Consider the following 19,385-nt stretch of genomic DNA (forward strand, 5'->3'; position numbering starts at 1 on the left):
CAGTGAAAAGGTGCTCTCTAAAATCCGGGCTATTTACCGGGCCAGGAAACGGATAGCACCCATGCTTGCCCTCACTCATTCCACGCACCTGAAAGAAGCTGCCCGATTCACGTCGCCACCTTCGTAGCGAGGCCATTTCGGGTAATCGCATAGCGGCCTCGTACGTCCTGGGACGCCAGCGGTGTCCGTAGTCACCTGGCCGACCGGCGCCCGTCCTTGCTCGCGCCACTGCTCGAGCGCCGACAACGAATCCCATGTCGCGTTGAAGGTGCTGCTTGCGGCATGCCCCATGCCGGGAATTTCATAGAACCGCACGAACGAATTGACCTGATCCACGCCGAACTGTGCTTGCAGCCGCCGATAGTATTGTTCCGTCGCGCGCGTGCTGACCAGAACATCGACCAGGCCGTGAACGAGCAGCAGTTTCCCGCCGCGTGCCTTAAACGCAGAGATGTCGGTGCTGGCATCGAGTTGCGAACTCAGGTCGCTGATGCGGTTGGCCCAGACACCCGGCTGCTCCGGATCGAGCGACAGGGAATCGAAGTTGGGGTCGCGCGTGACCGAGTACTTGATCCACTGGTCGGTCAGGACGCTGATGTACGGTGCCGTCGAGGGCATCGGACTCGCCGGCTGGGAAGTGCCGAACGCGAGGAACGTGACGATGGGCTCCACCGGCGAGGTGCGGCTCGTGATACCCAGATCGGCACCCCACACGTTGTAACCCGGATACTGCGTCTCGCCACTCGCCAGCCGGAAGCGAAAGTGCGATGACGTATTGATCGTCTTCAACGCTTCAATCTGTGCGTCCGAGAGGCAACTGTCCCCGGTGTCCGCGCCCTTCGCGCAGCGCAACGGCGCGCCGTTCAACGTGGCCGTGGACGGATCGAATCGCGCATTGCATTGCCGCTGATCGCTGATCAGGCCATCTACCACGCCGTCGAGTGCGTCGCAGGCCTGCATCGCCGCGTCATACACGGCTTTCCGTTTTCCGACCGAAAGATAGGCGTCAGGCCTCGCGAGCGCACGGTTCATGCGGTGACCGCCGAGCAGCGCTGCCGCATCGTCCCATGCCGGATACCAGGCAATGGCGCCGTCCCAATCGGACGGCCAGCGCTGGATCGCGGTGACGGCTTCGCGTCCGCCTGTCGAGCCGCCGGCGAAATACGCCTTGCGTGGCAAGTGCGCATAGCGGGCCTCGATGATGGCGAGCACAGCGTCGTGCGTTTTCTTCAACGCGTCTCCGCCAAAGTTCCTTACCGCCTCGTCGTTGAGCCCGAAGCGCCCGTCCTGAGAGGCGAGCGCGTTAGCCTGGTGGCCGGAGTCGCTCGCGAACGTCGCATAGCCGCGGCCAAGCGGTACGGGTTTGTCGACTGGCCCATTCGGTACATTGCCCGTCACATCCGGAATGGTGCCGTCGAAACCTCCGCCGCCGAACATGACGACTTTATCGTTCCATTGCGCGGGTAGCGCGGCCTTGAACTGGATGTCGGGTGCCGATCTGTCGACGGGGGCAATCTTGCCCGTAATCGCGCAGTAGTCGGGTAGCGCGCTGGCCCCGCTCCCGCTCGCAGCAATCGGCTTCGCCGCGGTGACGATCGCGCCTGATGTGGGCAATGCGATCTCCGAAGCGGGCACGATAAAGCCCTGGAGGCGCTCGCATGCGGCCACGTGTGCGGCAGGCAACGTCGCGGCGAGGCCGGATGCGCACGCTGCCGAAGTGGTGAGGAGGATGATCGCGCGTGCAACGTTGAACCTGCGGGGGTGAGCTGGTTTCATGATGTCTCCGTTATGACCGACCTTTGCATCGCGCGATTCGCTCGCGTCTTCTGGCGCATTTCGTCAGGCACCCGTCTCTTGCCTCACTGATCACTGATATTAGTGAGGCAAGAGACGCGATGTAAGGTCATTAACGGACAAGCTGGTGTCCCCGCAGAACACCGTCACCGGCGGCACATATGGCGCGCTCAATGCTTCCCGCCGGCTCGACTTCAATCAGGTTGGCTGCCTAGTTCAGCCGCTTGAGTTCGCCGTCGTCCGCGTACCAGTCGACCGTCTTGCCCGTCGTGTTGATGGTGACTGCACGTGGTTCGCTGAACTGATCGAACGACTCGATGCCCGTTTCGCGCCCTACCCCGCTGTTCTTGAATCCTCCCCAAGGCGAAGCCGGGTCCAGACGATGATGGTCGTTCACCCACACCATGCCGAATTCCAGCTTGCCCGCCACCCGATGCGCGCGCGCAACGTCCTGCGTCCAGATGGAAGCGGCGAGGCCAAACTGCGTGCCGTTGGCAATGCGGATGGCGTCCGCTTCGTCTTCGAACGGCATGACGACCGTCACGGGTCCGAACACTTCGTCCTGGCCGATCTCCGAATGCGGATCAGCGTCGTAGATCACGGTCGGTTCGAGAAAGTAGCCCGACTTCAATGCAGGCGGCACGCGTGCGCCTGTCAGCACTTTCGCACCCGCCGCCTGCGCGCGTTCGAGCATGGCGAGAATGCGCTGCCGCGAGCGATCGGAAATCACAGGGCCAAGCTGAGTCTTTGCATCGGTCGGGTCGCCCACGCGAATACGCTCGGCCTTCGCGCGGAAACGTTCGAGGAACGCCGCATACATCGACTTCTGCACGAGGATGCGCGCGCCGCACACGCAGGTTTGCCCGGCCCCGATGAAAGCGGCGAACGCCGCGCCATTCACCGCACGCTCCATATCGAAGTCGTCGAACAGGATCACCGCGCCCTTGCCGCCCAGTTCCAGCGTAGTCAGCGCGAAATTGCGCGCGGCGGCCTCGCCGATCGAGCGGCCCACCTCGGTGCCGCCCGTGAATACGACCTTGCGGATTAGCGGATGCCGCGCGAGTGCCGCGCCCGCTTCGCGCCCTTCTCCGTTCACGACGTTGACGACGCCTCTGGGCACGCCCGCTTCCTGCAGCAGTTTCACGAGCCGCACGGTGGTGAGCGGCGTCTGTTCCGATGCCTTGATGACCACGCTGTTGCCCGTTGCGAGCGCAGGCGCGAGGCTCTTCGAAAGAATCATCAACGGATGATTGAACGACGTCATCAACGCGACCACGCCGAGCGGCACGCGCTGCGTGTAGCAGAGGTAAGGCCCTTCAATCGGAATCACGTCGCTGCGGCGCGTGAGCGCAAGCGCCGCGAAGTAGCGGTAGAACTGTGGCAGCCGCGAAATTTGCGCGCGCGTCTCCGAAATGGGGCGGCCGTTGTTCAGCGTTTCCAGCTTGTAGAACTGTTCGAGATCCGCTTCGAACAGATCGGCGAAGCGATTCATGATGCGTGCGCGTTGCTGGATCGACATATCGCGCCACGCCCCGCCTTCGAATGCGCGATGTCCCGCTTGCACCGCGCGATCCACATCGCTGGCCGAAGCCGATGCGAGTGCGCCAATCACTTCGCCCGTCGCCGGATTCAGAATATCGAGCGTGCGGCCTTCTTCAGCATCGGTCCATTCGCCATCGATCAACAACGGTGCGTCGTAGTGCTGTGTGTTGGTTGTGTCCATTGCGTTATTCCTGTCAGTTCATCTACTTGAGAGGCGAGGCGTGCGCATCGGCATGAAGCGCGTCGCGCGCAAGCGTGTCTTCCGGCTGAAGGTCTTCGAGTCGCTGTCCCGACGGCTCGACGCCCAGCCATGCAACCACGACGATCTGCACGGCGAGCAAGCCGATCATCATCGCGAGCACGCCGACGATGCCGTATTGCGCGAAAAGCGATACCACGATGAAAGGCGTGACGATGGTGGCGCCGCGTCCCAGCGTGTTGCAGACGCCGGAGGCGCGCAGCCGCACTTCGGTCGGAAAGAGTTCGGGCACATACACGGCGAACAGCAGCGCGACCAGCACGTAGATGGGAACGGTCAGCAGCAGTCCGACGACAGGCAGAATCACGGGGCTCGAGATGAACGGATACATCGCACCGAACACGATCGCAGCAAACGACGAGCCAATGATGGTCCGCTTGCGTCCCCACACGTCGGCCGTGAGCGCGCCGATGGCGGAACCGATAGGCGCGCCCAGCGACATCACGAGCGCAAACCCGAACGACTTCGCAATGCTGAAGCCCTGATGCACGAAGAACGTGGGCAGCCAGGTCACGAACCCATACAGCAGCGTGTTGATGACGACGAGCGTCACGCAGCCGACGATCATCCGTTGCAGCATCGCGCCGCTGAACAGCGAACCGAACGACAGCGCCTGCGGCGCCGCCGCGCCGGGTTTCGTGGACGCGGGCGCAGGCAGCGGCTTGCCGCCTCGCGCAGCCGTGACTTCGGTTTCGATCCGGCTCAGAATCGCGTCGGCTTCCTCATGCCGTCCGACGGAATCGAGCCAGCGCGGCGACTCCGGCAACGACTTGCGCGCATACCAGACGCCGAGTGCACCCACGCCACCGAGCACGAACATCGCTCGCCAGCCGAACGACGGGATCAGCAGCAGTCCGATCAATCCCGCGACAGGCAAACCCGAGACCACGAAAACCGCCATTAACCCTTGCAGCCTGCCGCGCTTTTGCGGCGGCACGAATTCAGTCAGCGTCGAGTAGCCGACCACGTTTTCCGCGCCGAGGCCGAGTCCCATGACGAACCGGCACGCAATCAGCACGCTCATGTTCGGCGCGAGTGCGGCGCCGAGCGATGCCAGACCGAACACGGCCAGATTCGCCTGATACGTGAAGCGGCGGCCGAAGCGGTCGCCGAGAAAACCGGTGCCGAGCGAGCCGAGCATCATGCCGAGAAAAGTCAGCGACACGAACAGCGCGTTCTGCCCAAGCGTGGAGAAGCCCGATTTCAGCGTCGCACCGAGCACCGTCGATGCGACGTAGATATCGAAACCATCGAAAAACATGCCAATGCCGATCAACCACATGATGCGCCGGTGAAATCCCGACATCGGCAAGCGGTCGAGCCTGGGCCCTGCGTTGACGTTCATGTCTGTCTCCTGTCGACGCGGCGGTGCGTAGCGTTCAACGCTTATCGGCGCGCACGTCGTGTTGTATCGAGCTAGCGAAGCACGGCAACGCTCAGCGGGCCTGCATCAATCGCAATGCGTTGACGGTCAGCATGTCGGTCGCGGCGCGGAAGTTCTGTTCCACGCTGCCTTCCTGCGCCGCGAGAAAGAACGCCTTGCACTGCTTCGCGCCGGCTTCGTCGAGCGAGAGAATGCGTGCGGCAAGCGCGTCCGCTTCGGCGTGCAGGCTCGCACGCTCGCATACGCGCGTGACGAGCCCGGCCTGCAAGGCTGCTTCCGGCGCAATGACGTCGCCGAACAGGACCATCGGGAACACGGCTTTGGGCAACGCGTAGCCGCCCAGATACGCCATGATCGCGGCGGGCGGCAGACCTGCCCGCATCTCCGGGAACGCAATCCGCGCCGACGACGCGACGAGCGTGAAGTCGCACAGAATCGCGAGCCCGAAGCCGAAGCCGAACGCATCGCCCTGCACCTGTGCAATCGAGATCAACGACGTGCTGCGCACGAGCCGCTTGAGTTCGATCAGACGCGCAACTTCGGCGCGAATCGAGACGGCGTCCCGCCCCGCGCGTTCACGGCCTGCGCAAAACACGTCGCCATTCGCGCGGATGCGCAGCACGCGTGCTCGCGGCTGCACGGCTTCGCTGCGCAACGCGTCCGACATCGCGTCGAACATCGCGCCCGACACCTCGTTGCCGGCCTCCGGGCGGTTCAGCGTGAAGGTGAGCGTGTCGCCGGTATGTTCGATCAGAACGGGGGCCTGCAATGGACTGCGATCCATGTCGTCTCCTGTTGTATAATCTGTATACAGCGTATTCATAGAATTTCGAGGTGTCAATGCCCGCCGCAAAAACTGCTTCCTCAAAGGCCACGACGACCCAAACGCGCGAGGCGCCCAGCCTGGAATCGATCGCCACGCGATACCACGCGCAACTGCGCACGCTGGACTCCACGGGCGATTCGTTGAGCGACGGCGTCGTCGTGCCCGCGTTGCGCGAGGCGATCGTGGAGGGCGTGCTCGCGCCGGGTAGCCGTTTGTCCGAGGTCCAGGTCGCGAAACAGCTGAACGTCAGTCGCACGCCCATGCGTGAGGCGTTCGCGCAACTCGAGCGCGAAGGGCTGGTGACCATCCTGCCGCGGGTGGGCGCCTACGTGCGGTCAGTCACACTGCGCGACGTGGAAGAGATCTATACGGTGCGTGCCGCGCTCGAATGTCTCGCGGTGCAGCTCGCATCCGAGCGCATGACTGCGCTCGGTACTGCGCAACTGGACGACGTGATCGAGGCGATGCGGACAAGCGTCGATGCGAACGACGTGGCAGCCTATGTCGATGCATTGGACCGCTTTTATACGATCGTCATGACGATTGCCGACAACCGCACGTTGCAGCAGAGCCATGCGTCGCTCATCGGCCCCGTGCGTCGACTGCGCCGCATCGCGATGGCGCGAGGCGGACGCATGCGCGCGTCGTTCGAACAGGCCGTACGAATTCGCGATGCCATCGTCAACGGCACGAAAGACGTGCAGCAACTGATGCGGGAACAGCTGCAGGGCGCGTGCGCCGCCGCAGTCGATGTACTGAAAAATGCCGGGAAATAGACAGAGAGACAGAGGCAGGCAGGCGCCACGTTCACGCACCCTGCCTGCGTCATGAAGCCCGGCGTGAAACAGCGCGTTGCCGCTACCGTCGGGGCGTACGTTCAGCAAACCAGATTGCGATCGACATGACGGCGATGCCGGTCAGTTGCAGGTAGCTCAAATGCTGACCGAGAAATAGGCGGTCGATCAGGATCGCGACCGCCGGATACACGAACTGGAACAACGCGATGCGGCTGGTGTTCAGGCGCGCCATGCCGCTGTATATCAACGTGTAGGCCAGACCGGTGTGAATGGTGCCGAGTCCGGCAAGCCACAGCCACGACGTGCCCAGCGCAGGCCAGCCGTGCTGCGCCGGCCAGATCCACACTGTCAGCGTGCCGATCGCGCACTGCCACCACGCGAGGATGCCCGCAGGCAGGTTGCGCAGACGCTTCGCGATGATCGTGACGCATGCCATGCAGAACGCCCCGACGAGGCACAGCACGACACCGAGCCAGTAACCTTGCCCAACGTCGCCCGCTGCCGGACGTTCGGCCATTCCCGTCGCCAGCACGAGGCCAGACATCGCCAGCGAGACCGCGCCAATGCGCCGCCTGCCGATCGATTCCTTCAGGCACAGGGCGCCCAGCACCAGCACCCACATCGGCTGAACGTGAAAGAGCACGATGGCGACCCCGGTCGGCATTCGCGCGATGGCGGTAAAGAACAATGCCCAGCTCAAGACCATCAGGGAGCCGGCGGTAAGCACCCACGGGCCGGTGGTTCGCGTCAGTCGCAAGAATCGCGTCTGGCGACGCAACGCCACCCAGAGCGTGAGACCGATCAGGCCGAGCGCACAGCGAAACCACGTTGCCGTCAGCGGATCGGCGTGCGCTTCCTTCACAAAGATGCCGATCGTGCCGAGCAGCGCGCAACCGAGAACAAACGGCCATACGCCGGTGGAAGGGCCGGCCGCGGCCAGGCCGGCGGGCGCGTCGCGAAGGTGCGGGTTCGTATTCATGCGCCCAGTGTGGATTTCCTTCACTCGAACGAAAAGCGCATAATTCGAAGCCTATCCATTCGAAATTCGAAAGCGGCGGAAACCATGAAACAGCGCGACGTACAGACAGACTGGCTGAGATGCTTCGTCGCCGTGGTCGATGCAAGATCGCTGTCGAGTGCGGCAGGCGAGGTGCATCGGTCACAGTCGGCGGTGAGCATGCAGCTCAAGAAGCTTGAAAGCGCGCTGGGGCTGCGGCTCGTCGAGCGCGGCCCACGCTCGCTCGAACTCACGCCCGACGGCCAGACACTGCTCGGCTACGCCCGCCGAATCCTGGACCTGCACGCACAAGCCCAGATTGCGCTGAAAGGCGAGCAGCTTACCGGCCGCGTACGGCTCGGCGTGCCCGACGACTATGCCGCGAAATACCTGACACCGGTGCTCAAACGGTTCGCGCCGCGGCATAGCGGCGTCGAAATCGAACTGATCTGCGAGCAATCGACATCGCTCATTCCACGCGTGGCGAACGGTGAACTGGACATCGCGCTGGTGTCGCGCGATCACGCGCGGCGCGGCACGCTCCTGTTTCACGAGCCGATGGTCTGGGTTGGCGCAGCGCAGTTCGAGTTGTGGCGACGCGATCCGATTCCCATCGCCGTCTACGAGAGCGAGAGTCTCGCCCGACGCAGTGCGATCCATTCACTGGCGCAGCAAGGGCGGCGCTACAAGGTGGTCTACAACAGTTCCAGTCTTGCCGGGCAGATCGCGGCAGTCGAAAGCGGGTTGGCTGTGGCGGCGCTGACGCAATGTAGCGCGCCCGAGCATCTGCGCATTCTTGGCCCCGACGAGGGTTTGGGGCCGCTCGAACCGATGGAGGTGGCCGTCTACCGAAGCCGCGATTCGCGCGGCTCGAAAGCCGTGGACACCCTGCACGGCTTGCTGGTCAAGACGCTACGCCAGTCGGCTTCGGCTTGATACGTATCAAACGGTCGCCAGCGGACGCTCCGTACATTGGCGGCATGGCGAACGAACGACGAACCGGACGGTGGGGCTTGCTGGCCCTCGCACTTGCCGCGGCCGCATTGGCGGCGGGCGGCTATGCGCTGTTGCGTTGGCCCGCGTTGTTCGGGCGCGGCAACGCGCCTTCCCAAATCGTGGTGTCGGGCAATGTCGAGGCACACGAGAGCGTTCTGAGCGTCACGCAGGTGCAGGCGCCCATCGTTTTCCTCCCGTTCGACGAGGGCGCACGGGTGCCTCGCGGCACCGTGCTTGCGCGCGTGGACGATCATCTCTACCGGCGCCAGGTGGAAATCGATCGCGCCAACCTCGACGTGCAGACGGCGCAAGTGGCCGCCAACCGCAGCACGCTGGAGGCCGCCCAGCAAAGCGTGTCGAGCGACCGGTTCGACCTCGCCGAGAAGAAGCACGACTACGAGCGCGCCGAGACGCTCGCCGGTCACGCTGCCGTGTCGCAGCAGGCCCGCGACCTGGCGCTGACGGCGTTCAGGCAGTCGGCCGCCACGCTCGCCCACGACGAAGCGCTCGTCGCCGCCGCGCGCAATAACGTCGCGCTTGCGCTCGCCAATGTGGAGGCCGCGCAGGCACGGCTCAAACTCGACGAAACGACGCTTGCCTACACGGAATTGCGCGCGCCGTTCGACGGCGTCATCGCGGTGCGCGAAGCCGAACTGGGCCAGCTTGCGGGCCCCGGCGTGGCCGTCGTCACGCTCGATGAACTCGACCACGTGTGGCTGCGCGCGTACGTGAACGAGCCCGACATCGGCAAGATTCGGCTGGGCGAGGCGGTCACCGTCCGTACCGACGCCTACCCGGCGAGAGACTATCGCGGCCGCATCAGCTTCATCTCGCCGCAAGCCGAGTTCACGCCGAAGACGGTGGAAACGCACGCGCAACGCGTCACGCTCGTCTATCGCATTCGCATCGACATCGACAACCCGACGCACGAGTTGCTGCCCGGCATGCCGGCCGACGCGACGATTCCCACGCGCGCGAGCGGACAATGAGCACGCCGGCAGGCACGCCCGCCATCGTGGTGGAAAACCTGGTGCGGCGCTTCGATGCGAACGAAGCCGTGCGAGGCGTTTCGTTGCAGGTGGAGCGCGGCGAAGTCTTTGGGCTCGTCGGTCCCGACGGCGCCGGCAAGACCACGCTGATGCGCATGCTGGCTGGCGTGCTGCGACCCGACGCGGGCCGCGTGGTGGTCGAAGGCATCGACGTCGCTGCCGACCCCGAGCGCGCAAAGACCGTGCTGAGCTACATGCCGCAGCGTTTCGGTCTTTACGAAGACCTGACGGTCAACGAGAACATCTTCTTTTACGGCGAACTGTTCGAGGTGCCGCGCGCCGAATACCGGCCGCGCGTGGACGAACTGCTTCACGCCGCCGGTCTCGGCCCGTTCAGGCGGCGGCTGGCGGGTCAGCTTTCGGGCGGCATGAAGCAGAAACTCGGGCTGATCTGCGCCCTCGTGCACCGTCCGGCCGTCGTGCTGCTTGACGAGCCCACGACAGGCGTGGACCCGGTCTCGCGACGCGACTTCTGGGCCATCCTCTACCGGCTGCGCGAGGAAGGCGTGACGATCGTGATGTCCACCGCCTACATGGACGAAGCCCAGCGCTGCTCGCGGCTCGCGTTGCTCCATGCCGGGGAGGTGCGCCGTTGCGATACGCCCGAACGCCTGAAGCAGACCATGGCCGGCGCGCTGCTTTCCATTGCGGGCGACGATCCACGTGCGCTGGAGGCGCAGATCGAGGGCACGCCAGGTGTGCTGGGCGTGCTGCTGATGGGCGACCGGATTCACGTGCGCGTGGATGACGGCGCACGGCGCGCGCCGGAACTCGAAGCGCGGCTTGCCGCGTGCGGACTGTCGCACGCGCCGGTCGAAGCGGTCGAGCCCGGCATAGAAGACGTGTTCGTCGCGCTCGTGGGAGACACGGCATGACGGCGCCCGAGGCCGAGGCCGCACCCGCGGGCGCCGCACCGCCCATCGTGCTCGCGCGTGGGCTCACGAAACGCTTCGGCAAATTCACCGCCGTGGACGCGCTCGATCTTTCGATCGCGAAAGGCGAAGTAGTCGGATTCGTTGGCCCGAACGGCGCCGGCAAGTCAACGACGATCCGCATGCTCTGCGGCCTGCTGACCCCGAGCGGCGGCAACGCCTGGGTGGCGGGCTTCGACGTGGGCCGCGACCCCGAATCCGTGCGCGCCCACATCGGCTATATGTCGCAGAAGTTCTCGCTCTACGCCGACCTGACCTGCCGCGAAAATCTGCGCTTCTTCGCCGGCATCTATCGCGTGCCGCGGGCAGTGCTCGACGAGCGCCTGCGCTTTGCGATCGAGATGGCCGGCATCGTGGGCCGCGAAGACATGCTCGTGCGCACGCTCGCAGGCGGCTGGCGCCAGCGGCTCGCGCTCGGTTGCGCGATCCTTCACCGGCCGCCGGTGCTTTTCCTCGACGAACCGACTTCGGGTGTCGAACCGCAGGCTCGCCGGCAGTTCTGGAATCTCATCCACCGGTTTGCGGCGGACGGGGTCGCTGTGCTCGTATCCACGCACTACATGGACGAGGCCGAATACTGCAATCGCATCGCCCTCATCGACGCGGGGCGGCTCGCGACGGTCGGCAGCCCGGGCGCGTTGCGGGAGAAAGCACTCGGCGGCACGCTTTTCGAGCTGGCCGCCGCTTCGCTGGGCGAAGCCGTGCAGGCGCTGCGCGCGACGCCCGGCGTGCTCGACGCAGCGATCTTCGGCGACAAACTGCACGTGCTCGTCTGCGACACGCCCGGCGCACCGGCTGCGGCCCTCGCCGCCGGCCTGCCGGCGCGGCTGGCGGCGGCCGGCATCGCCGCATCGGCGCCGCGAGCGATCCGGCCGAGCCTCGAAGACGTATTCGTGCGGCTCGTGGAACGCCCCGCGCAGCAGGAGGCGTCATGAGGCCGCGCCGCCTCTTCGCCATCGCCTTCAAGGAGACGCTGCAGATATGGCGCGATCCGCGCAGCCTCGCCATTGCGCTCTTGATGCCGTTCATGCAGATGCTGCTGCTCGGCTACGGCGTGAGTCTCGACATCCGCCACGTGCCGCTTTGCGTGCACGACGAAGCGCGCACGCAGACGAGCCGCGAGCTCGTTGAACGTTTCGTGTCGTCCGGCTGGTTCTCGGCGGTTCATACGCTCGACAGCGAGCGCGCCGTGCGCGAGGCGATCGATCGCGGCCAATGCAGCGGCGCCGTGACGATTCCCGTGGACTTCACGCGCACGCTGACCACGACCGGCGTCGCGCCCGTGCAAACCGTCTTCGATGCGACGGACACCAACACGACCAACATCGCCACGGGTTACGCGCAGGGTGTGGTGGCGCAGATCACGACGGCCTTCGCTGCGCGCTGGGCATCGGACCACGGGCTGCGAACGTCGACGGTCGGCACGGTCGATCTCGAATCGCGCGTTTGGTACAACGAGGGGCTCGACAGCCGCAACTTCATCATTCCCGGCGTGGTGGCCGTCATCCTCGCGCTGGTGGGCGCGCAGCTCACCTCGCTCACCATTGCGCGCGAGTGGGAACGCGGCACGATGGAGCAACTCATCTCCACGCCCGTCACGCCGCTCGAAGTGCTGGTGGGCAAGCTCATGCCGTACTTCGCCGTCGGGTTCGTCGATGCCGTCTTCTGTCTCGTGGGCGCCGTCTTCTGGTTTCACGTGCCGTTTCGCGGCAGCCTGCTCACGCTCGCCACCACCACCGCGCTCTTTACGCTCGTCGTGCTCGGCATCGGTTATCTGGTCTCGGTGCGCATTCGCAGTCAGCTTGGCGCAAGTCAGGTGGCGCTGCTGCTGACGATGCTGCCCACCACGATGCTGTCGGGCTACACGTTCGCCATCGAGCAGATGCCGGCCCCGGTTCGCGCCGTGACCTATATCGTCTATGCGCGCTACTACGTGGCGATTCTGCGCGCCGTGTTCCTGAAGGGCAGCACGCTGGCCGAACTCGCCGCGCCGCTCGCGGCGCTCACGTTGTATGCCTTCATGATCGGCTGGTTCAGCGTGCGCGCGTTTCGCAAGCATCTGGACTGAAGCGGGGCGACACCATGTTCGAACGCATCACCGCGATGCTCGTCAAGGAGTTCCTGGAACTGAAGCGCGACCGCTGGGCGCTCTTCCGGATCGTTGTGCCGCTGATCGTGCAGGTGATCGTCTACGGCTATGCGGCAACGTTTACGGTCAACCACGTCGCGACGGCCGTGCTCGATCTCGACGGCAGCGAGGCGAGCCGCGACCTCACTTCCCGCTTCGTCGCCACAGGCCGCTTCGACATTGTCGACGTCGCCCACACGCAGAAGGACATCACGCACGACCTCGACGGCGGCCGCGCCGATCTCGCACTCGTCATGCAGGCGGGCTTCGGGCAGCATCTGCTGGATGGGCAACGCGCGCCGCTGCAAATCCTCGTAGACGGGACAAACTCGAACACCGCCCTCATTGCCCTTGGCTACGCCAGCCAGATCGTGGCCGCGTTTCAAGCCGACTCACAGCGCGCGGCCTGGCCGACGTCCGCGGGCGCGGCACAGCCATCGGTTTCCGTCGCGCTCGTCGCGCGCCCCTGGTTCAACGAAGGGCTGGAGGACCGCTGGTTCTTCATTCCCGGCGTGGTTGCCACGCTCACGCTGCTGCAGGTCATGACCTTGACCGCATTTGCGGTCGTACGCGAACGCGAGGTGGGCACGCTCGAGCAGATCATGGTGAGCCCCATCCGGCCCGTCGAATTCATTCTCGGCAAGACGGTGCCGGCGTTCCTGATCGGGCTCGCCGACGTGGCGATCGTGACCACGCTCGGCATTGCCTGGTTCGACGTGCCCTTCGTGGGCAGCTGGCTCGTCATGCTGGTAGGTGTCGTGCTGTTTCTGTTTGCCGTGCTCGGCATGGGCCTGCTCATGTCGACGTTCTCGCGCACGCAGCAGCAAGCGTTCGCGTTGAACTTCTTTTTCGTCAATCCGCTGTTCATCCTCTCGGGATTCGCGTTTCCGATCTCGGCCATGCCGCCGGTGCTTCAATGGCTGACGTTTCTCAATCCGCTGCGTTATTTCCTCGTCGTGCTGCGCGCCGTGTTCCTCAAAGGCGCGGGAATGGGCGTGCTCTGGCCGCAGTTCGCGGCCATGGCCGCACTCGGCGTCGTGATGCTGACGTTCAGCGTGCTGCGTTTCAGTAAATCGCTCGATTGAATTCGCGCTTGGCGCGTGGCCCTTCGCGCTTGCCCTTCGCCGTTGCCGTGAACAATCGAACACAACGCACGTGCGGACCCGGGCACTGGCATGAACGCGGGTCAGGTTTCTGCCGAGGCGTCAGCACTTCGTCCGCGAGTGGCTTCAGCCTGCCGCGATCACGAACGTACCGGCCGCCACGAGCGCACCACGCCAGAGCCAGTCGAAGTTGATCCAGCCACGACGCAATAGCTCGAGCCCGAGATACTCGTAGGCGGCGAGCGCGATAAGCGCGGTCGCGCCAAGCGTCGCGAGCGTATGAAGCACCGTGAATTGCAGCGAAACTTCGAGCGGATCAAGCACGCCATGAAGCGCACCGCATGTCGGCAGCAATGCCGGCATCAGCATGAGCCCCGCGCCATGCAGTGTCGCCATCAGCGAAGACCACGCCACGAGCCCGACGAAGCCAGCCGTCATGCCGACGCGCACGCGATGCCGGTGGCCGTACACCTGCTGCCACGCCGCCCAGCCGATCAGCACGGCACCGAGCATCCAGTGCAGGCGGGAAAGCGGCAGCCACGCATCGAGCACGGCCGCCGAACTCGTGAACAGCAGGATCGAGGCTGCATGGCCCAGTGCGATGGGCGGCAGCGCCATGAGCAACGCACGACGACTGCCGCGCTGCAGCCCCAGCGCCGTCGCGAAGAGCCACCCCATCGCGGGATTCACGCCATGAAAGACCCCGCTGCCGATCACGGCAGCCCAGATGGTCCAGTTCGCGTCGAACAGGCCGCTCATCGCGCACCCGGCACGTTCACAGCGGTTCAGGGGTAGCAGTACGAATCGGACGAACAGTCACCGCCCTCCAGCCGGATCTGGTGCGGCCGGTGCGACTTCGGCCACTCGAGCAGGAAGCGCTCGTCGAACGCGATGCCGCCTTCGGCTGCCGCGTCGAGCTTGACCATCCAGCCGTCGATGCCGTCGGGATAGAACTGTTCGTCGATCGCGCCGTAGAGCGAATTCGTGAAGTACACGCGACGGCCGTCGCGGCTCACTTCGATCATCTGCGGACCGCCGTTGAGCGCACGGTCCCGCGCACGCGGATGCGCCGCGCGCGAAACAATGCCACCGACGCGCACACTACCCGTGAGGCGCGCATTTTCCGGATCGGACACATCGTACTGGCGCAGGTCGCCGGTGCCCCAGCACGCGACATACAGGAAGCGGTCGTCGAGCGAAAGGGCGATATCCGTGACGAGGGGCGGCACGGCCGCAAAGCTCTTGAGCATGGGCGGAAGCCGTTCAGGGTCGGCCGGCTCGGCGGGAATCTCGATGATCTTGCGCGCCGCCCAGCGATCGCCGTCCAGATACCACTGCCAGATCGACGCAGAGAGGTCCTTCAAACTGATGACGGAGTTCACGAAGCCATAGGGCCGCGTGGGGTTGTGCGCGGGACGCAGTTCGAACACAAGCTGGTTTTCCGCGCCGAAATCGAGCACCTGCTTGTGCTGCCGCGTATGCAGATCCCAGAAATGCAGGCGGTGGCCGTACTGGCCGCCGAGCAGCACCTCGGGAACAAGACCGTTTTCGAAGCTCGCCGGCAGACCCCATTCGCTCGACACGAGCGTGTCGTAGCCAAGGTGCCACCAGCCGTCATAGGCAAGCTGTTGCGGTCCACGATCGATTTCCCACTGCCCCAGGATGTCGAAGCTCTCGTGGTCCATCAGGAAGATGCCGCCCGGCGCGTCCCCGTTCGCATTCGCGAGCGCGGTGACATAGATGCCCTCTGGGCCGCAATGCACGGTGTGCGGCCGCGTGTAACCCGCGCGTTGCGCAACGGTGTCGGGTTCATGCACGCGCACGATTTGGGGCCGCCGCGGATCGGGCTTCGTATCGACGATATGAATGCGCGACGAACGCAGCCCCGGCACGACGAGATAACGCCGTTCCGAATGCGGATGTGGCGCGTTGGGACAAAGACACGAACTGCAGGCGTTCCAGCCGAAGTGATGGAGTTCGTCGCCGACGTTGGGCATGGGCAGTCTATGCACGATCTGTGCGAACTGCGCCGAGCCGGGGTCGAGATCGACCACGTCGAGCGTGTCGGGTACGGTGCGCGTGGGATCGAAACTTGCGACGTACGCGAGTGTTTCCTTTGGAGCGTCGCCTGCCATGCGGGCGGATGGATAGAACGTCGGGTCCGGCTTCCAGGTTGCCATGTCTGCCCCCTCCTCAGTGAGCCCTCATGATGCACCCGCATGCGGCGCAATGCCATGGACTCGCCCCTTATTCCACGCAGCGAAATGCATATCAGCGAAGGTGGAAGTACGCGGTGCGAGTACAGGCGTGACATCGCCCCTCCATTTCATGCTCGCCCGCGGTTCGTGTTCCTGCATTCAACCAACGCACCACCATCACTGCGCCCTGCGGCTCGAAACCACCACGCTGGAAGTCCGCCGAATTCAACTTCACACCTACGCCGAAGCCTGGTGCGATGTCGACCATCGAACTTCGTGGTCTAGGGATGAATGGTTTCGCCGCGATTCAGCATGCCGATGAACTCCTCGATCTTGCGCGCCCGTGTTGCCGGCTTTTTGGCGTTTTGTATCCGGAACAGAATGGCGTAGCGGTTTCGGCTATTCAGCGTCGCAAAGAACGCGCTGGCCTTGGGATTGGCATCCAGCGCGGCCTGCAGGTCGTCCGGTACGACCGAGTTGCTGGCTGACGTATAGGCGGCCTCCCAGCGGCCATCCTCTTTGGCCTTTCCGATTTCCCGCATGCCCGAGGGAAGCATTCGGCCTGCGGCGATCAGCGCTTCGGCCCGGTCTCTGTTGAGCCGAGACCAGATGCTTTTCGCGGAGCGCCGGGTGAAGCGTTGCAGCCAGTATTCTTCGCTTTCCGCCTGTTTCTGACCGTCGATCCAGCCATGACAAAGCGCACTCTCTAGCGCCTGTTCGTAAGTCAAGGCAGGCTGCCCGGCGCCCTTTTTGGCGAGGCGCAGCCATATCCCGGTCGAGGTACTGCCGTTTTGCGTCAACCAGTTTTCCCATTCATTCTGATCGAGAAATGTCAGCCGAGGCTCAGTCATGGAAGATCCCAAGGTTGCATTCAGGCAGCGAGGCTTTTCGTTCACCGAAACCTCGCAGATTACCGATTTGCGCAGATTTGGGAATACCCGAGTCATCGAGCCGTCAGCGCATATCCATCGGAATGATTCGCTCAGGCACGCGAATGCCGATGACATTCGGAATGAAAGCAATCGTTCAGTCGCAGTCGACCTCTCAAGCTTCGCGCCTAGCTGCCGGAGAGCCGCATGAGGCTTTCAGCCGTGGCAACGATGGCCTCTTCCCGCGGGCGGGGCGACCAGCCCAGCCGGCGCATGGCCTTTTCGCCGGTGGCATTCAGATTCAAGCCCAGCAGCGGCAGCGACCCTCTCAACGCTGGATCCCTAAGTGCGCCAAGGCGCACCAGCCAGTTAGGCAGTACCCGTGTGGATACCTTGCCGGCAGCCGGCCCCATGCGCGCTTTCAGCACTTTAGCCACGTCCGCGAGCCACATGCTTTCGCCGGCAATGGCAAGAAAGCGCTCGCCGCTGGCGGCTTCATGAGTCATGGCTCGCAGATGCAGATCCGCAACGTCCCGCACGTCGACAAAACCCGAATTGATTTTCGGGTTTCCCGGCTGGCCGTCCAGCATGTTCTTGATCAACCGGATGGAGTGCGAATAGTCGGCGCCAAGCACAGGTCCGAGCACCGTGACGGGGTTAATGGCAGACAACTCCAGACCCCGCCCTTCCCGGGCGATAAAGTCCCAGGCCGCGCGTTCCGACAGCGTCTTCGACTTCTGATAGGGCCAGACATTCGTGCTCGTCAGGTCGCTCCAGTCGGTCTCATTGAAAGGCCGCGTCATGGGTCCATGTCCCGCACAAATCGCCCCGAAAGCGGAGGTCAGCACCACGCGCCGGGCACCAGCATCGCGCGCGGCGCGCAGCACCCGCAAATTGCCATCAACCGCGGGCCTGATCCAGTCCTCTTCGCTTGCCTGAGTGCCGGTGGGTGTCGGTGACGCCCCGTGTATCACGTAGGCACAGCCGGCTGCAGCCTCAGTCCAGCCTTCGTCCGAACACAGATCGGCAGCGACGAATGACAGGCGATCGCCAGGTTCGGCCCCGCCTCTGCCGAGGTTTTCGCGCACCTCGGCTTCGCGCGTCAGCGAACGAACCGTGGTCCGCACGCGATAACCCTCGTTCAGCAGCACCAGAATGCAGTGCTGCGCAATGAATCCGGTTCCTCCCGTGACGAGAACCCCTGTGTCGTTGCTTTTGCTGGTCATGTGGATTTCCATGATGGCCGTCCGCCGGCAGGCGTTTGATGGCATCGCCTTGAATGTCCCGGGACGAAGAACCGGAAGATTAAGGCGCAACCTCCGCACTGTTAATGCTCTATAGTCCGACTTGCTTGCGCGACAGTACGATCATGAGTGCCGATCCCTTCTCCGACATCCTCAAATTCACGAACGCCGAATCGCTGGTGACAGGTGGCTTCACGGCCGGCGGCACCTGGGCCATCCGTTTTCCGGTACCGGAAAAGATCAAGTTCTTCGCCGTGGTGAAGGGTGCCTGCTGGGTTTGCATCGACGGCGAGACGGAGCCCATTCGCTTCGGAACCGGGGACGTCGGCCTGCTGACGGCGAAGCGCGCTTTCGTGCTCGCCAGTGACCCGGGCGTCGCGCCCATGGACGCGATGAGCGTGTTTTCCGGTGCGGGAAGATCGACCGCCATGCTGGGCGACGGCAGCGACTTCGCCTACATCGGCGGCCATGTTCTGCTTGACCCGGCAAGCGGGCAGTTGCTGTCGGACGTCCTGCCGCCGTGGATTCACGTGCCGGCGGCTTCACCGCAGGCCACGTCCTTCCGGTGGCTTCTCGACCAGCTCGTGGAGGAACGTGCGGGCGACCTGCCCGGCGCAGCGCTCGTCTCGGCGCAACTCTCGCAACTGCTCTTCATCCAGATTCTGCGCGCCCACCTGAAAACATCTGCGCCCATGTCGGGGTGGCTGCGCGCGTTGGGCAACCCGCGCATCGCGCCCGCGCTCCGCTTGATGCACGACGACCCTGCGCGCTCGTGGCATCTCGATGAGCTGGCAAGCGCATGCGCGATGTCCCGCACCACGTTCGCTTTCCACTTCAGGACGAGCGCGGGTGTCGCGCCGCTGACCTATCTCGCGCAGTGGCGCATGCGCCTTGCCGAACGCACGCTGCGCGACGAGAACACGCCGGTGGCCGCGGTTGCGCAGTCGCTCGGTTACTCGTCCGAAAGTGCCTTCAGCAACGCCTTCAAGCGCATGACCGGCCATTCGCCGAAGGCGTACCGCCATCTCGCGCGGGCTGCCGCGTCCCGCACCGCTGAAAGCGGGACCCGCGGCGCTCGCGAGGAAGAAGCCTGAACCACGACCCATGTGTTGAACCGGCTGGCGCAAGGTCACGCGCCTGCGCCGCTGTGCCCAGTTCAGCATCGACTACAGCCTGCCGAAACGCACCGCCGTCTATATCTTCGACACGTTCCAACGGAAGTCCGGGCCCCATGCCGTTGCCGACGTGTACCTGTATGCGCCGTTCA

The 19,385-nt window shown here is 64.5% G+C and carries 18 protein-coding genes; 8 read left to right on the plus strand and 10 right to left on the minus strand.

Features of this window, described 5'->3' with window-relative positions; translation table 11 throughout:
• Window positions 1-75 precede the first annotated feature (75 nt).
• From PKKP23_RS05270 to PKKP23_RS05285, 4 genes are all read right to left on the minus strand, one after another.
• Window positions 76-1,776, minus strand: a complete 1,701-nt coding sequence (locus PKKP23_RS05270; RefSeq protein WP_126876063.1) for a tannase/feruloyl esterase family alpha/beta hydrolase — start codon at window positions 1,774-1,776, stop codon at window positions 76-78.
• A 229-nt stretch (window positions 1,777-2,005) separates the two neighbouring features.
• Window positions 2,006-3,517 carry an aldehyde dehydrogenase gene (locus PKKP23_RS05275; protein WP_126876064.1) on the minus strand — a complete coding sequence of 504 codons (1,512 nt, stop codon included), beginning with the start codon at window positions 3,515-3,517 and terminating at the stop codon, window positions 2,006-2,008.
• Between the two features lie 22 nt (window positions 3,518-3,539).
• Window positions 3,540-4,940, minus strand: a complete 1,401-nt coding sequence (locus PKKP23_RS05280) for an MFS transporter (RefSeq protein ID WP_126876065.1) — start codon at window positions 4,938-4,940, stop codon at window positions 3,540-3,542.
• A 91-nt stretch (window positions 4,941-5,031) separates the two neighbouring features.
• Window positions 5,032-5,763, minus strand: coding sequence for an enoyl-CoA hydratase/isomerase family protein (locus PKKP23_RS05285; RefSeq protein WP_126876066.1), 732 nt, complete (start codon window positions 5,761-5,763; stop codon window positions 5,032-5,034).
• Window positions 5,764-5,819: 56 nt separating this feature from the next.
• On the opposite strand from PKKP23_RS05285, the gene PKKP23_RS05290 reads away from it, so the two are divergent.
• Window positions 5,820-6,581, plus strand: a complete 762-nt coding sequence (locus PKKP23_RS05290; protein ID WP_126876067.1) for a GntR family transcriptional regulator — start codon at window positions 5,820-5,822, stop codon at window positions 6,579-6,581.
• Between the two features lie 82 nt (window positions 6,582-6,663).
• Here the strand turns inward: PKKP23_RS05290 and PKKP23_RS05295 are convergent, their stop codons facing one another.
• A complete protein-coding gene (locus PKKP23_RS05295) occupies window positions 6,664-7,581 on the minus strand; it encodes a DMT family transporter (RefSeq protein ID WP_176048873.1) in 918 nt (305 codons plus the stop codon).
• 84 nt (window positions 7,582-7,665) lie between these two features.
• Between PKKP23_RS05295 and PKKP23_RS05300 the strand changes: the two genes are divergently transcribed.
• The 6 genes from PKKP23_RS05300 to PKKP23_RS05325 are packed head-to-tail and all read left to right on the plus strand — an operon-like array spanning window position 7,666 to window position 13,789.
• On the plus strand, window positions 7,666-8,535 hold the full coding sequence (locus PKKP23_RS05300) for a LysR family transcriptional regulator (protein ID WP_126876068.1): 870 nt from the start codon (window positions 7,666-7,668) through the stop codon (window positions 8,533-8,535).
• Between the two features lie 44 nt (window positions 8,536-8,579).
• Complete coding sequence (locus PKKP23_RS05305; RefSeq protein WP_126876069.1) at window positions 8,580-9,584, plus strand: HlyD family secretion protein; 1,005 nt, start codon at window positions 8,580-8,582, stop codon at window positions 9,582-9,584.
• Window positions 9,581-10,519, plus strand: coding sequence for an ABC transporter ATP-binding protein (locus tag PKKP23_RS05310; protein WP_126876070.1), 939 nt, complete (start codon window positions 9,581-9,583; stop codon window positions 10,517-10,519). Before PKKP23_RS05305 ends, PKKP23_RS05310 begins: the two co-directional genes overlap by 4 nt.
• Window positions 10,516-11,511 carry an ABC transporter ATP-binding protein gene (locus tag PKKP23_RS05315; protein WP_126876071.1) on the plus strand — a complete coding sequence of 332 codons (996 nt, stop codon included), beginning with the start codon at window positions 10,516-10,518 and terminating at the stop codon, window positions 11,509-11,511. Before PKKP23_RS05310 ends, PKKP23_RS05315 begins: the two co-directional genes overlap by 4 nt.
• Window positions 11,508-12,644, plus strand: coding sequence for an ABC transporter permease (locus tag PKKP23_RS05320; RefSeq protein ID WP_126876072.1), 1,137 nt, complete (start codon window positions 11,508-11,510; stop codon window positions 12,642-12,644). Before PKKP23_RS05315 ends, PKKP23_RS05320 begins: the two co-directional genes overlap by 4 nt.
• A 14-nt stretch (window positions 12,645-12,658) precedes the next feature.
• Complete coding sequence (locus tag PKKP23_RS05325; protein WP_126876073.1) at window positions 12,659-13,789, plus strand: ABC transporter permease; 1,131 nt, start codon at window positions 12,659-12,661, stop codon at window positions 13,787-13,789.
• Window positions 13,790-13,933: 144 nt separating this feature from the next.
• Here PKKP23_RS05325 and PKKP23_RS05330 read toward each other — a convergent pair whose 3' ends face one another.
• From PKKP23_RS05330 to PKKP23_RS05350, 5 genes are all read right to left on the minus strand, one after another.
• On the minus strand, window positions 13,934-14,566 hold the full coding sequence (locus PKKP23_RS05330) for a hypothetical protein (RefSeq protein ID WP_126876074.1): 633 nt from the start codon (window positions 14,564-14,566) through the stop codon (window positions 13,934-13,936).
• 26 nt (window positions 14,567-14,592) lie between these two features.
• Window positions 14,593-15,987, minus strand: coding sequence for a selenium-binding family protein (locus tag PKKP23_RS05335; RefSeq protein WP_126876075.1), 1,395 nt, complete (start codon window positions 15,985-15,987; stop codon window positions 14,593-14,595).
• A 91-nt stretch (window positions 15,988-16,078) separates the two neighbouring features.
• Window positions 16,079-16,273 carry a hypothetical protein gene (locus PKKP23_RS34005; RefSeq protein ID WP_126876076.1) on the minus strand — a complete coding sequence of 65 codons (195 nt, stop codon included), beginning with the start codon at window positions 16,271-16,273 and terminating at the stop codon, window positions 16,079-16,081.
• 13 nt (window positions 16,274-16,286) lie between these two features.
• Complete coding sequence (locus PKKP23_RS05345; protein WP_126876134.1) at window positions 16,287-16,856, minus strand: YdeI/OmpD-associated family protein; 570 nt, start codon at window positions 16,854-16,856, stop codon at window positions 16,287-16,289.
• Between the two features lie 206 nt (window positions 16,857-17,062).
• Window positions 17,063-18,100: an SDR family oxidoreductase gene (locus PKKP23_RS05350; RefSeq protein WP_126876135.1), complete on the minus strand. Its 1,038-nt coding sequence runs from the start codon at window positions 18,098-18,100 to the stop codon at window positions 17,063-17,065.
• A gap of 104 nt (window positions 18,101-18,204) precedes the next feature.
• Between PKKP23_RS05350 and PKKP23_RS05355 the strand changes: the two genes are divergently transcribed.
• Entirely contained in the window at window positions 18,205-19,212 is a 1,008-nt protein-coding gene (locus tag PKKP23_RS05355; RefSeq protein ID WP_126876077.1) for an AraC family transcriptional regulator, read from the plus strand.
• Window positions 19,213-19,385 lie beyond the last annotated feature (173 nt).

This window comes from Paraburkholderia kururiensis JCM 10599 = LMG 19447, from assembly GCF_003986935.1.
GTDB classification, from domain to species: Bacteria; Pseudomonadota; Gammaproteobacteria; order Burkholderiales; family Burkholderiaceae; genus Paraburkholderia; species Paraburkholderia kururiensis.

Bases quoted from the DNA above. Each gene is read 5' to 3' on its own strand.
- PKKP23_RS05270 (WP_126876063.1), bottom strand. From the start codon at position 1,776: ATGAAACCAGCTCACCCCCGCAGGTTCAACGTTGCACGCGCGATCATC.
- PKKP23_RS05275 (WP_126876064.1), bottom strand. From the start codon at position 3,517: ATGGACACAACCAACACACAGCACTACGACGCACCGTTGTTGATCGAT.
- PKKP23_RS05280 (WP_126876065.1), bottom strand. From the start codon at position 4,940: ATGAACGTCAACGCAGGGCCCAGGCTCGACCGCTTGCCGATGTCGGGA.
- PKKP23_RS05285 (WP_126876066.1), bottom strand. From the start codon at position 5,763: ATGGATCGCAGTCCATTGCAGGCCCCCGTTCTGATCGAACATACCGGC.
- PKKP23_RS05290 (WP_126876067.1), top strand. From the start codon at position 5,820: ATGCCCGCCGCAAAAACTGCTTCCTCAAAGGCCACGACGACCCAAACG.
- PKKP23_RS05295 (WP_176048873.1), bottom strand. From the start codon at position 7,581: ATGAATACGAACCCGCACCTTCGCGACGCGCCCGCCGGCCTGGCCGCG.
- PKKP23_RS05300 (WP_126876068.1), top strand. From the start codon at position 7,666: ATGAAACAGCGCGACGTACAGACAGACTGGCTGAGATGCTTCGTCGCC.
- PKKP23_RS05305 (WP_126876069.1), top strand. From the start codon at position 8,580: ATGGCGAACGAACGACGAACCGGACGGTGGGGCTTGCTGGCCCTCGCA.
- PKKP23_RS05310 (WP_126876070.1), top strand. From the start codon at position 9,581: ATGAGCACGCCGGCAGGCACGCCCGCCATCGTGGTGGAAAACCTGGTG.
- PKKP23_RS05315 (WP_126876071.1), top strand. From the start codon at position 10,516: ATGACGGCGCCCGAGGCCGAGGCCGCACCCGCGGGCGCCGCACCGCCC.
- PKKP23_RS05320 (WP_126876072.1), top strand. From the start codon at position 11,508: ATGAGGCCGCGCCGCCTCTTCGCCATCGCCTTCAAGGAGACGCTGCAG.
- PKKP23_RS05325 (WP_126876073.1), top strand. From the start codon at position 12,659: ATGTTCGAACGCATCACCGCGATGCTCGTCAAGGAGTTCCTGGAACTG.
- PKKP23_RS05330 (WP_126876074.1), bottom strand. From the start codon at position 14,566: ATGAGCGGCCTGTTCGACGCGAACTGGACCATCTGGGCTGCCGTGATC.
- PKKP23_RS05335 (WP_126876075.1), bottom strand. From the start codon at position 15,987: ATGGCAACCTGGAAGCCGGACCCGACGTTCTATCCATCCGCCCGCATG.
- PKKP23_RS34005 (WP_126876076.1), bottom strand. From the start codon at position 16,273: ATGGTCGACATCGCACCAGGCTTCGGCGTAGGTGTGAAGTTGAATTCG.
- PKKP23_RS05345 (WP_126876134.1), bottom strand. From the start codon at position 16,856: ATGACTGAGCCTCGGCTGACATTTCTCGATCAGAATGAATGGGAAAAC.
- PKKP23_RS05350 (WP_126876135.1), bottom strand. From the start codon at position 18,100: ATGACCAGCAAAAGCAACGACACAGGGGTTCTCGTCACGGGAGGAACC.
- PKKP23_RS05355 (WP_126876077.1), top strand. From the start codon at position 18,205: ATGCTCTATAGTCCGACTTGCTTGCGCGACAGTACGATCATGAGTGCC.